This window comes from Arthrobacter sp. ERGS1:01 (assembly GCF_001281315.1).
Lineage (GTDB): Bacteria > Actinomycetota > Actinomycetes > Actinomycetales > Micrococcaceae > Specibacter.
In genome coordinates this window covers 81,606-93,687 of record NZ_CP012478.1, presented here as the reverse complement: position 1 = coordinate 93,687, position 12,082 = coordinate 81,606, and the positions used below count along the sequence as shown (strand labels likewise).

The 12,082-nt window shown below is 61.1% G+C and carries 12 protein-coding genes; 8 read left to right on the top strand and 4 right to left on the bottom strand.

Translation table 11 applies throughout. The features are described 5' to 3' along the window. Positions 1-29: 29 nt before the first annotated feature. The 4 genes from AL755_RS24245 to AL755_RS03720 are packed head-to-tail and all read left to right on the top strand — an operon-like array spanning position 30 to position 3,071. The gene (locus AL755_RS24245; protein WP_054009845.1) at positions 30-920 is read left to right on the top strand and encodes an SIS domain-containing protein; all 891 of its coding nucleotides are present in this window, start codon (positions 30-32) and stop codon (positions 918-920) included. A gap of 1 nt (position 921) precedes the next feature. Next, positions 922-1,236 carry a hypothetical protein gene (locus tag AL755_RS03730; protein ID WP_054009844.1) on the top strand — a complete coding sequence of 105 codons (315 nt, stop codon included), beginning with the start codon at positions 922-924 and terminating at the stop codon, positions 1,234-1,236. Next, positions 1,215-2,192 (top strand): 1-phosphofructokinase family hexose kinase, encoded by a 978-nt coding sequence (locus AL755_RS03725; RefSeq protein WP_054009843.1) that lies wholly within the window; start codon positions 1,215-1,217, stop codon positions 2,190-2,192. The genes AL755_RS03730 and AL755_RS03725 overlap by 22 nt, the downstream gene beginning before the upstream one ends. Then, positions 2,193-3,071 carry a class II fructose-bisphosphate aldolase gene (locus AL755_RS03720; protein ID WP_054009842.1) on the top strand — a complete coding sequence of 293 codons (879 nt, stop codon included), beginning with the start codon at positions 2,193-2,195 and terminating at the stop codon, positions 3,069-3,071. A gap of 429 nt (positions 3,072-3,500) precedes the next feature. On the opposite strand, the gene AL755_RS03715 is transcribed toward AL755_RS03720, so the two are convergent. Continuing rightward, positions 3,501-4,439, bottom strand: a complete 939-nt coding sequence (locus AL755_RS03715; RefSeq protein WP_150117017.1) for a TIGR01777 family oxidoreductase — start codon at positions 4,437-4,439, stop codon at positions 3,501-3,503. Positions 4,440-4,708: 269 nt separating this feature from the next. Here AL755_RS03715 and AL755_RS03710 point away from each other — a divergent pair, with 269 nt between their 5' ends. Both AL755_RS03710 and AL755_RS03705 read left to right on the top strand, forming a co-directional pair. Further along, entirely contained in the window at positions 4,709-5,284 is a 576-nt protein-coding gene (locus AL755_RS03710; RefSeq protein WP_054009840.1) for a recombinase family protein, read from the top strand. 219 nt (positions 5,285-5,503) lie between these two features. After that, entirely contained in the window at positions 5,504-5,707 is a 204-nt protein-coding gene (locus AL755_RS03705; RefSeq protein ID WP_054009839.1) for a cold-shock protein, read from the top strand. A 1,207-nt stretch (positions 5,708-6,914) separates the two neighbouring features. Here the strand turns inward: AL755_RS03705 and AL755_RS03695 are convergent. Continuing rightward, the gene (locus AL755_RS03695) at positions 6,915-7,091 is read right to left on the bottom strand and encodes a CsbD family protein (protein WP_054009650.1); all 177 of its coding nucleotides are present in this window, start codon (positions 7,089-7,091) and stop codon (positions 6,915-6,917) included. A gap of 260 nt (positions 7,092-7,351) precedes the next feature. On the opposite strand from AL755_RS03695, the gene AL755_RS03690 reads away from it, so the two are divergent. Together AL755_RS03690 and AL755_RS03685 are read left to right on the top strand one after the other, a co-directional pair. Continuing rightward, positions 7,352-7,813 (top strand): hypothetical protein, encoded by a 462-nt coding sequence (locus AL755_RS03690; protein ID WP_150117016.1) that lies wholly within the window; start codon positions 7,352-7,354, stop codon positions 7,811-7,813. 46 nt (positions 7,814-7,859) lie between these two features. After that, on the top strand, positions 7,860-8,189 hold the full coding sequence (locus AL755_RS03685; RefSeq protein ID WP_107503801.1) for a LapA family protein: 330 nt from the start codon (positions 7,860-7,862) through the stop codon (positions 8,187-8,189). A gap of 697 nt (positions 8,190-8,886) precedes the next feature. On the opposite strand, the gene AL755_RS03680 is transcribed toward AL755_RS03685, so the two are convergent. Then, positions 8,887-9,666 carry a ParA family protein gene (locus AL755_RS03680; RefSeq protein ID WP_054009836.1) on the bottom strand — a complete coding sequence of 260 codons (780 nt, stop codon included), beginning with the start codon at positions 9,664-9,666 and terminating at the stop codon, positions 8,887-8,889. Between the two features lie 650 nt (positions 9,667-10,316). Next, positions 10,317-11,984, bottom strand: coding sequence for a hypothetical protein (locus AL755_RS03675; protein ID WP_054009835.1), 1,668 nt, complete (start codon positions 11,982-11,984; stop codon positions 10,317-10,319). Between the last annotated feature and the right edge of the window lie 98 nt (positions 11,985-12,082).

Genomic DNA, 12,082 nt, shown 5'->3' with positions numbered 1-12,082 from the left:
CAGCAATGACCCACCTACAAGGAGACACAATGACCGAGACACAATCCTTCGCCACCGAAACTTTGCGGGAGATCTTCAGCCAGCCGCAGACCTGGCAGCAGGCCATCAACCAGGCGGCCGCCGGCACAGCCCTACCCGAGGCCGGCACACCGGTGCTCTTCATCGGCTGCGGCACCTCCTACTATGTCGGGGAAGCCTATGCCCGGCTACGCAACCAGCTGGGTCTGGGCCGTACCCGTGCGGTCGTCCCCTCTGAAATCCCTTACATCGAGGACGACGAGACCGTCATCGTACTCTCCCGCTCCGGCACCACCACTGACGTCATTGACGCCGCCCGGAACCTCAAGGCCACACACCAGGTGATCGGTCTGGTCGGAACACCCGAAAGCCCCCTGATCGACGCCTGCACCGAGGTGGTCATGCTTGATTATGCCGATGAAGTCTCCATCGTGCAGACCCGGTTCGCCTCCACGGCCTTCACCCTATTGCGCGCTTCCCTGGTGCCGGACCTCGGGCATCTGGTTACCGAAGCCGAACAAGCCCTGACCCGAACCCTGCCCACCCCTGCGCCCGAGCACGTGGTGTTCCTGGGGACCGGCTTCTCCCTGGGGCTGGCCCACGAGGCGGCCCTGAAATGCCTTGAATCCTCCGGACGCTGGGCCGAGGCGTACGCCGTCATGGAATACCAGCACGGCCCCATCTCCGCCGCCGGCCCAGGCACCATCGTCTGGCCCCTGGTCCCCCTGGACGCCGCGATCGCCGACGCCATCCGCCAAACCGGCGCCACCGTTGTAGATCCAGAGTGGGACCCGCAGGCGGAACTAGTAGCCATCCACCGGATGGCCGTGGCCATGGCCAAGGCCGCCGGCCGCAACCCGGACGTACCGCCCTTCCTCTCCCGCTCCGTCCAAATCGGCTGACATGCCGGTCATCACCGTTTTCGCCCCGGACCCCGCATCAATCGACAGCTCCCAGACGCTGGCCGCACTAAACCTGGCGACCAGCCAGGCGCTGGGCCTACCCCCGGAGGCCGTCCACAGCATGCTCATCCCGGCCGCGACAGGATGCACGGGAACCACACCCACCACCGCTTGGCCCACCGCAATCATGCACGGACGCCTTCGGGACGCCGGTGCCATGACGGCCGCTGCCGACGCCGCGGCGCGGGCACTGGCCTCCGCCTACCAGTGCCCACCGGAGCAGACCTGGGTGCAATGGGTGGTGACCACGGAGTGAAACAAGAGACGACTAAAACCACTCCGCCACGTCCAATCCTGGCTGTCTGTCTCAACCCGGCGCTCGATATGACGTACTCCGTGGCCCGTCTGCTCCACGGCAACAGCCACCGTGTCGGCCACCCACTGGTCCGGGCCGGCGGCAAAGGCGTCAACGTCGCCCGCGTCCTCCAGCAGCTAGACCAGCCCGTTCGCCTGCTGGGCTTCGCCGGCGGCCCCGACGGCAAAAGCTGCACCCAGGACCTCAAGGCCGGGGGTCTGCCGTCACGACTGGTCCCCATTGCCGAGTCCACGCGGCGGACAGTGGCCGTCGTCGACGCCGCTGACGCCACGGTCTTCAACGAGACCGGGCCCACGATCAGCGCCTCCGAATGGGCTGCCTTCATGGAAGCTTTTCGACATGAAGCCGCCGCCTCCCGGTGGATCGTCCTCTCCGGCAGCGTTCCGCCGGGCGTTCCCCCGATCGCCTACCAGCAGCTCATCAGTGCGGCACACACCGTCGGCGCGCGCTGCATCATCGACACCGAGGGGATCCCGCTCCGGAAGTCCCTGGCAGCCAACCCGGATCTAGCCAAACCAAATGTTCACGAGGCGGCAGCCCTCTTTGGCCGCCCGCTCCGCGGAATCCCGGAGATCCGTCAGGCTGCCGTCGAACTGCGGCAGCTCGGAGCCAAGACCGTCGCGATCTCGGCCGGATCCACCGGCACCGTCCTGGTGAGCGAAGACGGCGCCTGGCACGCCAAACCCCAACGCCGCTATCAAGGAAATCCCACTGGTGCCGGGGATGCGCTCACCGCCTCTATCGCCAGCGGGCTGAATCGCGACCTGGATTGGCCAACCCTACTGAGGGAAGCCACCGCCACGGCCACCGCGGCCGTGGTAGCCAAGACAGCCGGAGAGATCGACGAGGCCACGCGGCACAAAGCTATGGCCGACATCGTCATTGAGGAGATCTGAATGCCCCTGGTCCATACCGGTGACCTGATCACGGCAGCTATTAGACGCCAGGCCGGCATCGCAGCCTTCAACATCATCACCCTCGAGCATGCCGAAGCAATCGTCACTGCAGCGGAGGCCGCACAGGCACCGGTAATCCTACAAATCAGCCAGAACACCGTCAGATTTCACGGCGGACACCTTCGTCCGCTCGCTGCTGCAGCAAACGCGATCGGGGAACTCTCCTCCGTCCCCGTCGCGCTGCATCTGGACCACGTCGATGACATTGACCTGCTCAAGGCCAGCGTGGATGCCGGAATCTGCTCTGCAATGTTCGATTCTGGTTCACTCCCCTACAGCGAGAATGTCGAGCGTACACGCGCCGCTGTGCGCTGGGCACACGGTCACGGTCTTTGGCTAGAGGCAGAACTCGGGTACATCGGCGGAAAACCAAACCAACCGCAAAGTGCCCACGCTGACGGCGTGCGAACTGACCCTGCCGAGGCCCTCCTTTTTACTGAGGCAACGGGTGTTGACGCCTTGGCAGTTGCTGTCGGCAGCTCACACGCCATGAACACCAAGTCCGCATCTTTGGACGTGGACCTTATCAATCGGCTCCACGCGCGCCTGCCAGTTCCACTCGTGCTCCATGGCTCCTCCGGAGTCCCCGATACGGAGCTGCGCGCAGCCATCGCTGCCGGAATCGTCAAAGTCAACATAGGGACCGCCCTCAATGGCGCCATGAGCGCCACGATCCGATCCATTCTTACCGCCGACCCTGCCCTGGTTGACCCACGCCGATACCTCGGCCCCGCCAGAGCAGACATGTCACAAACGGTGGAGACCCTCATCCGACTCATCAATCAATCACGAAAAGACGCGGAAACTACACTTCGCTGACGGTGTCCATGGCCTCAATCTTCTCTGGATCCCAGACAACAACGCTCAACAACTTTCGCGCATCCGTACACACTCGCCTTCGGAATTGGGACAACACTGCGAAGGTCTTGGAGTGTCTTGCGAACGATCGATTGAGGTAGTCCATGCGCTTGGCGCTATTGACATCCCCGTTCCGATTGAACCCCCGACCCCGCCAGCGCCGGCTTTCATACGCCTTTCCCTTGGGATTCACGTCGGATTGTCCCGTTGCGTGCCTAAAATGCGCTGGGGCATCGTCACCTTAAGGAATCCGTGCCGGAAGTACGACCGGGCTAGAGGGGGCATTGCGTCAGCGGTGGAACCTGATCCAGGATTGATCTCCCATAGAATCGGGAGCCCGTGGTGATCGGCGTAGATACTCAATCCCTTGATACCCCTGCGGGGTAGCGGTCAGCGGCCGCCGCGGGCGGTCAGTAGATCGTGCAATGCCGGCTCCAGATCCGGGTGGGTGAACTCGAATCCAAGTCCCAGCGCCTTGGCCGGGACCATGCGCCGGTTGTACAGGACAGCTTCGGCGATGTCTTTCAAGGCCAGGCGCATGACGAGCCCGGGCAGTCGTAGTCGGACGCGTCGGCCGAACACGTGACCCAGCGCCGCCGCGTACTCGCGATAGCGTGCCGGGTTCGGAGAGGACGCGTTTAACCCTCCGGTTACTCGGTCATCATTGAGCGCGAGCATGATCAGTGCGACCTCATCGTCAATGTGGATCCACGGCAGCCACTGTGTTCCGGGCAGGATGACCGCCCCGAACCCGCGACGAAACTGGTCGGCCATTTGCGCTGCCATACCGTCGTCGGGGCTGAAGACGATGCCCGTGCGCAGACACACCACCCGAATGCCAAACTGGGCCGCACGCTTCGCTTCGGTCTCGTACCGGCCCGTCCCCTGCGCCCATCGGTCCGTTCCTGCCGGTGTGTCTTCGGTAACGATCGCCTCAGAGACCTCAAACCCGTAGTAGCCCACCGAGGATCCGGTCACCAGGACCCTGGGCTTATGTTCCGCGCGGGCGATCGCGTCGACGATGGCACGGTTCGCGGCTACCCGGCCACCGGTGGCGACGCGCTCGAACTCGTCCCAACTGGACCACCGACGGAAGAACGGTGCCCCGCCCAGCACGACCACGCCATCGGCACCATCGATCGTGTGCTCCCACGTCTCGGGCAGCTCGGGGTCGAACGCGACCCAATCAGCGGCCTCGGGGACCAGCCCGCGTGCCTGTTCAGGGCGACGGGTCAACACGACAACCTCACACCCGGCTGCAGCCAAGGCCCGTACCAGCGGACGCCCCACCTGGCCCGTACCACCAGTCACCACCACACGACCCATCATGTACCCATCATCCCCCTGCCCGACGCGCACTCCACAGCGAGTACCGAGTGCGATCAAGACCCCGGAACGCGTTAGCACCAGTTCTCCGCGTAATGGTCCCGAGTCTGCGATGCCTTAGAAACCTAAAGGTTTCTGAGACAGGCGAGCGGCACCTTTTTTGCCGATCGGCGGTGGTGAAGTTTCGGGAGGCGTTTTGTTCCAAAAAGTCGTCTTACCGTAAAACGTCTCGCCCGGTTGGCCACGAGGGTTTTTTGAGTCAAAATGGTGGGGTGAGACTTTTGGGATACACACGGGTGAGCACCTCGAGCCAGGATGCGCAGTTGCAGCTTGATGCGCTGGTCAAGGGCGGGGTGCAAAAGCGGGACGTGTTCGCCGATGTAACCTCCGGCAGCAGGAGGGCGATCGAGCGGCCCGGGATGAAGAAGCTCCTGGAATATGCCGAGGCCGGAGATACCGTGGTGGTCTGGCGGGTCGACCGACTCGGCCGGTCCCTGGTTGATGTGCTGAACACCGTGAATCTGCTGCGCGAACGCGGCGTGCAGGTCCGGTCCATTTCGGACGGCATCGACCCGGCGACCTCGACCGGGAGGATGATGCTGAACATGCTGGCTTCCTTGGCCGAGTATGAGCGCGAGCTGATCGTGGAGCGCGTCAACGCCGGGATCGCCGCGGCCCGGCAAAGCGGTACCCGTTTCGGCCGGCCGCTCTCGGACCCGACGGTGATCGCGGACAAGCTAGCGATTGCGAAGGACGCCCGGGCGAGGGGACGCACCGCCGAGGACGCTGCGCGCTTGGTCGGGTGGAGTCGCGCGACCCTCTACCGCCACCTCAACCCAAACGCCTGATCCGTCGAAAGCCGGCGATTACTGGTTACCCTGCGGAGTACAGACGACTCTGGCACCAGATGAACCGTAGCCCGGGACCACGTCACACGCTTAGCGCCAACCGCTGTACCGCTGGTCCCCAAGGCCGGATTCCGCCCGTAGTACATTGGTGACCACGGACGACGATGTCCGCCGCCGCCCAGCTGGGGGTGAATCAGAGTATTTTGAAGGAACGTAGTCATGGCCACAGGCACAGTCAAATGGTTCAACGCCGAGAAAGGCTTCGGCTTCCTTGCCCCCGATGACGGGTCCCAAGACGTTTTCGCCCACTATACGGCCATTGCCAGCGGCGGGTACCGGGCCTTGGAAGTGAATCAGAAAGTCCAGTTCGACATCGTGCAGGGGCCTAAAGGCCCCCAGGCAGAAAACATCCGGCCACTATAACCACTCTGCCCGCCGCGCTTTCCTTGCATCAACCGGCACCAAAAACAGTGGCCAAGAACCCGGTCTGGCCTGTACAAGCGACATCTTGTGCAGGCTAGGGCTGTTCTTGGCGGGGAATTTCCATTTGAAACCCACACCGGCAGTGGAGAACCCGGGTCCGTAAGTAGACTTCCAGCCTGTGTTTCTCGCCAACGTTGCCGACGAAGGCGGAAGCGACGGTGTGTCGTACAGTGGAGCCCCGGGTCATGGGCTCGCCACAATGCACGTATTGCCCCTCTGCGTCGGCCGGAGGCCGCCCTGAATACTCGTAAACGACCCCCGGGTTAAGGGACTCGATAGGAACGTCATGGGCATAGAAATTGTCGCATTCCAGGCACGTATAACTGACCGCCAGCAGTTGCCCGGGTTCCGAGAAGGACTCATCAACGCTCTCGATCAACAGAAACTCATCGGTGCCGCACCGGCTACACCAGGGACGGGTATTGCGGTCCGGTGGTGTTTGTTCCTCGGCGGGAGTCGGGGCTACAGGCACCATAGCCTTCCTTCCTTCCTTCCTTCCTTCCTTCCTTCCTTCCTTCCTTCCTTCCTTCCTTCCTTCCTTCCTTGATCAGCGGGTTACTACATCGGTCTTGAGTCTGGTGTGGGTTGCGGCTGGAGGTAGTTCGGCCGTGGCCAAGGGGGGTTAGTGGACGGGCGGATCCGGCGGCATGAAGGGATCCGGCGGATACGGGGACGGCGGCATCGGTTCTGTCAGGTCCAGGGGCCGCTCAGGGTCTACCGGCTCGGTTGGATCCGCGGGACGGTTGGGAGGCGGTTCAGTCGGAAACGGTTCCAACGGACGGACAGGCTCCGGCGAGACCGGAGGCTGTCCAGGGACAATCGGTAGCTGCTCACTCATGATCGTGGCCCCTTTCTCATAAACCATTTTGGCTCTGCTGGCCGACTACCCCGATGCGTTATCGGGAGTGATGGGGGTGGCGGTTCCTGCTGTATCGGCGTCAATGTGGGCGGATTATTGCCCCTCGGAACTCTTATCTGCTCGATGGCCACCCCGCGCAGCACCCATCATGCGGAATAACGATGTCGGGCGGCCTGGCCGAGCGGACCCACGTTGCCTTGGGCCCAAGTGCCCAAAGACTGGTGCCGGGCCGCTCATCCTGGCCGCGACGGGAGGACAGGCGGCGCGACGATGAACGCTGACTGGAGGTCAGTGCTTTTTGAAGACGTCCTTGATTTTATCTCCGGCCTGTTTCAGTTCAGCCTTGGCCTTATCTGTTTTGCCTTCTGCTTTCAGACGGTCGTTGTCGGTCGCTTCGCCTGCGGCTTCCTTGGCCTTGCCGCCAGCCTTCTCAGCGGCGTGCTTGATCTTGTCACCCAACCCCATGACTCTGCCCCCTCTCCCCTGCTAGGTCTGCCAGTTCGTATTGGCAGGATGCCTTCAGGATAGACCCGCAATCACCGGGCCAACAGAGATTAGAACGAATCTCCAGAGGCCATTCCGATCCGGTTAGCCTAGCCAGCCCACCCCCGGTCTGGGCAACCAATGACCCGGCAACATGCACCTGAACAAATACCCGCCATCTCCTGTTCCGGCTAAGTGGCCCGGGCGTAAGCTGGCCGAAGACGACCACATGAGAGGTTCACATGTCCGACATGAAGAGAATGATTCATCAGGCACAGAACCTTGGAACGGCTGGGGTGAAGCATACCCTGGACAACCCCTCAGCGGTGCTGGACACGGTCATGAAGTGGGGCCGAACGCAGCTGGATGAAAGCAAAGCACCCCAGGCGGTGGCAGGGATCATCGACACCGTCGCCGATAAGGGCACGTTCCCGCGCAGCACCCGGAAACAAACCAAAAAAGCACTCAAGCATGCAGCGCGCGAACTGCGCCACCACTCCGTCTACCACAAGGGGAACAAGAAGGCGTGGCTGCTTAGCGGAATTTTCGTGACAGCCACAGTGGTGGGAACCATTGTCATAGTCCGCACCCTGCGTAACCGGCTATACACGGAAGCGCTGGGAACGGTTGAGACCCCTCCTGCCCCCGTCGACGACCCGGTCGAAACGCCAGCACAGGAAGATCCTGATCCCGACCGTCTGTAAATCCTGGCCCTATCACGACGGATTCCTTCAGAGAGGACTGAGCCCAATGGATGACGAGTCGCAAACACCCGAGAACACACCACCACACCAGGCCAGTGAGCCGGCACTATCCAACCCCCACATTATGGTGACGCGGGCCAGCATGATGTGGGTCGCGACGGCCGCCGGCCTGTTCGTCCTGGTTCTCCTCATTATCTTCATCTTGCAGAACCAGGAAACCGTCACGCTGCACTACTTCGGGCTCAACGGCACCGTATCCCTCGGCGTTGGCCTCTTCATTGGAGCGGTCGGCGGCGGCATAATCGTCGCCATCGCGGGCACCGCCCGAATCATTCAACTACGCACACGAGCCCGACGCACCCAACCAAGACTCTGACACTGACTGTTAAAGCAGAACCAATCGCCTTTCCCCCTGCCGGTCAGGTTCGTCCCCTACTCTCCGAAGTGGGGGAACCAATGCTTGACGAATTTGGCCGTTCCAGTTCCTTGGAACTGGAACACCCCCCGCCAGCACTCCCCCACGGGTGAAAGTTACTGGGACTCCGCTTCACATGACCGTCCCAAAAGCTAAGCCAAAAGGCGCATCTCAGGCCATCGAACGAAACTGACTTTCGGTACGGTTCAGTATGAACATTGGACACGGGCGCGTCTCACCCTACAAACCGCACTTAGGACACTGGAACGAGGGTTGGTTGGGAATTAAATAATTCAGTCTAGACAGAATTATTCTCGTTTCAGACGATCCCTAATTGCTTGGTCTAGAAAATCAACGACCGTCAAACCTCTCTCAGTGATGTAGCTATCCAGCTCATCGCGGAGTTGGATCTCAATCTTTGAGGAAAACGGTTCCATTCGTCGTTTGGACCTCGGCCGCCCTGGACCAGGTCTAGTAGCCATATTCGCCGGAGCGCTGATTACCTCCTCCGGGGATAGCCTTCCCGCCGTCATATCCTCTACTGGACTCAGCCTGCTGTCTCCCGCCACTTGTGAAGCCGTTGCGGACTGCTTGGTAAGTTCCTCTACGACGTCCGCCTGTGGGGCCTTACGGATTGAAGACTTGCGTTCTACTGGCGTCATTTCGATGCCCCATCCAATCGACGTGCGTGTTCAACGAACTTCTCGGTCAGGGCAACTGCACCTTGACCGGACAATTTTGTTAGCGGAGACCTTGAGCTGACTGAATCCTGCATGGCGGTGCGGTGCGGAATGTAAGGTGTGACAACGTCGCTGCCATACTCAGCCTCCATTTCTCCGATCTGGAATGAATGCTCCCCTGTGAGTGGTGAACTGGTCTTATTGATCAGGATCCCCGCGAACTCCAAGTCCGGATTCAGATGAGGTAGTGACTTCACCTTCCGCACAGTTTCCATAAATTCGGTGACTCCTTTGACTGCGAAGGCCGTTGGTTCAGTGACAATGAGAGTACGTGTTGCCCATATGAGACCGTTGAGTGTCAATCGTCCAAGGGCCGGCGGCAGATCAAGAAGAATGTGATCGTAGGCATCCAACTCCGCCGCATTCCATGCAGCGGTCTTGAGTCGCAACTCTGGTGTCATTAGAACTTCAGACTCGATCCTCGAAAGCGCCCCGGAGCCTGGGACAGCATCTATGCCGGCCCAGGACGTTGGAACGATTGCTTGGCCCAACGTTCCAGCCTCTCCGCCGTAGAGGACATCGAAGATATCGAATTCGCCCTCGGCTTCCAGTGCTGTGGTCGCATTTGCCTGAGGGTCCAAGTCAATAACAAGCACTCGCCTTCCAAGCAGACTAAAACCCATGGCAAGGCCCAACGTTACCGAGGTCTTCCCCACTCCACCTTTGCGGTTCCCTATCGCTGTCACAATCGCTGTCATCGATACTCCTTTTCAATCTGTCTGTTCATCCTGACGGACATACAGACGTCTGTCAATCTTTCTGTCATGACATAATTATTTAACGACATCATTCGAATTCGCCTCTTAGGCCCGAACCACCGTTGGCCGCTAACTCGCTGCAGGTCAGCGAACTGCAGCGACAAAAGACAATCACTCAGGCCGTCGATACTCCTTTTCAATCTGTCTGTTCATCCTGACGGACATACAGACGTCTGTCAATCTTTCTGTCATGACATAATTATTCAACGACATCATTCGAATTCGCCTCTTAGGCCCGAACCACCGTTGGCCGCTAACTCGCTGCAGGTCAGCGAACTGCAGCGACAAAAGACAATCACTCAGGCCGTCGATACAACCCAAAGGGCCATTCAACCTGTCTGGTGACATCCCGATTGTTAACCTGCCTGCCAGCGTGCTGGAAAGATGGTCAGAAACTGGCCGCAACCGGGCGGCACTTCTGGCCACGTCGTGGAAGATCTCGATCCCGAGAACTGCGAGGGATACGGCAATTCCACGGGGGAGTATGCATATTTACTCATCAAGATGGGGGGAACGGATCGATCACGTCAGCTTGATAGGTACCTTTCCTACAAGAAATCGCAACCCAGCCAAAGTGGGCTCGGCTGTCATCAAGCATCCAAAAGATGTCGCTCTAGAGCGCTCAAGTCCCAATGATCTACGGGGATCCAGGGGTCCCACTCGGCTTGCTCGACATCGTAGATGTCTTCCTCACAGATTGGAGGTTCCTGGAAGCGTTCAAGGTAGGCATGCCACTGGCGGCGTTGTGCCCGGATCACGGCCGTTTGCTGCTCGTAGTCCTCTAGCACTCCCAACCATTCAGCAATTCTGGTCAGACTGGTGGTGTGGAGGATCTGCCAGGCCCCATGGTGGCGCTCCACCATGGACAGCTCCGCCAGAACATTTAGTTCCTTCGCCACAGTAGGCCGGCTAAGCCCGGTCTCCTGCATAATTACCGCGGTCGTGGGGGAGTGGTGGCCACGTTCGATCGCCTCGTACACCAGCGCTGCGGGGGCGCCCAGGGCACGGAACACCGGCCGGATTCCGTGGATCTTGCCCTTACGCCAGGCATTGGCTTTCGCCACATCCCTCCACTGCTCTGGCAGGCCCAGCAGGTAGCTGTCAGCTCGCCAGCCCTGGGCGTCCTCGATCTTGGAGAGCATCCCGCCGGAGCGGTTGACCAGGCGAGGCAGGAGCCGGGCGATCGTGCTGTGGTGCTGGCCCATCGCCGCAGCGAACGATCTGCAGCTCACATCCACCACGAGGGATCCCTTGGCCCGGGCAAAGCCGATCACCGCCCGCATGAGGAACCGCAACGTAATTCCCTCCCTACCCGTACGTGCCAGGCGTTGGTCAAGGATCGCGTAGAGAACGTTTTCAAGATCATTGATCTCAGCCTGCACGGAACCAGCCGATCGCACCTCCCCAGTACCCCCGCCGTGAGTTAGGGGAAGGCTTGTGTCGCATTTATTGCTATGTTCCTTCCCGCCGGTAGAAGGGCCCGGTTTTTGGGCTACCCAGGCTTGGGCTTTGTCCCACTCGAAGGGCAGCAACCGGCCAAGGGTTGCCGCATCCCCGTACAGGGCAGCCAGGCCGGCCAGGTCCGTGCCCAACCGGCCCTGCACTACGGCTAGTGAGAGCGAGAAGTTCGCCAAGTGGGCCAGGACAGCCATGCGGATGTGGGATGCACTCTTGTACCGGGCAGTGTCATAGATCCCCGTACGGGCAACCTGGCGCAACACGGAGCCGCCCTTGGCCGAGCCCACGCGCAATGGCCCGGCTGGTGTCGACGAATCGGTGGCCACCACGGTGGAGACGCTCTTGAGGGCCTTCTTCGCGCGTACCTGGTGGATGGAGGCGGCCAGGGCGCGGCGCAGCGCAGCAACCGCGGGGGCAGGGTTGCGCCTGCGCAACACGTCATACGCTTCAGCCAAAGGAGTGTCGAGCTCCTGGTGGCCGGTCATGGACTTATGCCAGGACCCCGGCGGGCGGATACACCCATCCGTAACGTTTTGATGGGGAAGAGCGTCAAGGCTGTGGAAACGAGTGCCCAGGGCCTCAACGAGCTCACGGGCGTCCTCGGCCGCGAGCCGCTCTGAGAGTGGGACATAGAGGTGACGACCGCCGCTGGGGGAGTGGTCAGCTACGAAACGCAGCCCGCACGAGCTCAGCAGGGCACCGATGGCGTCCGCGTCCGCATCCACCACCGTTTGCAAGGCTTTGGAGGTATCGAGGTCCAGACACAACGTCGCAACCGTGCCGTCGACGCCGTGGACCATGACCGCTGCAGCACGGCCCGGCAGCGCCCGAGTAATAGCCGGCGGAGCGGACCGGGGCCTGGGAAACTTCCCCGCACGGGTAGCAAAACGCATCACCG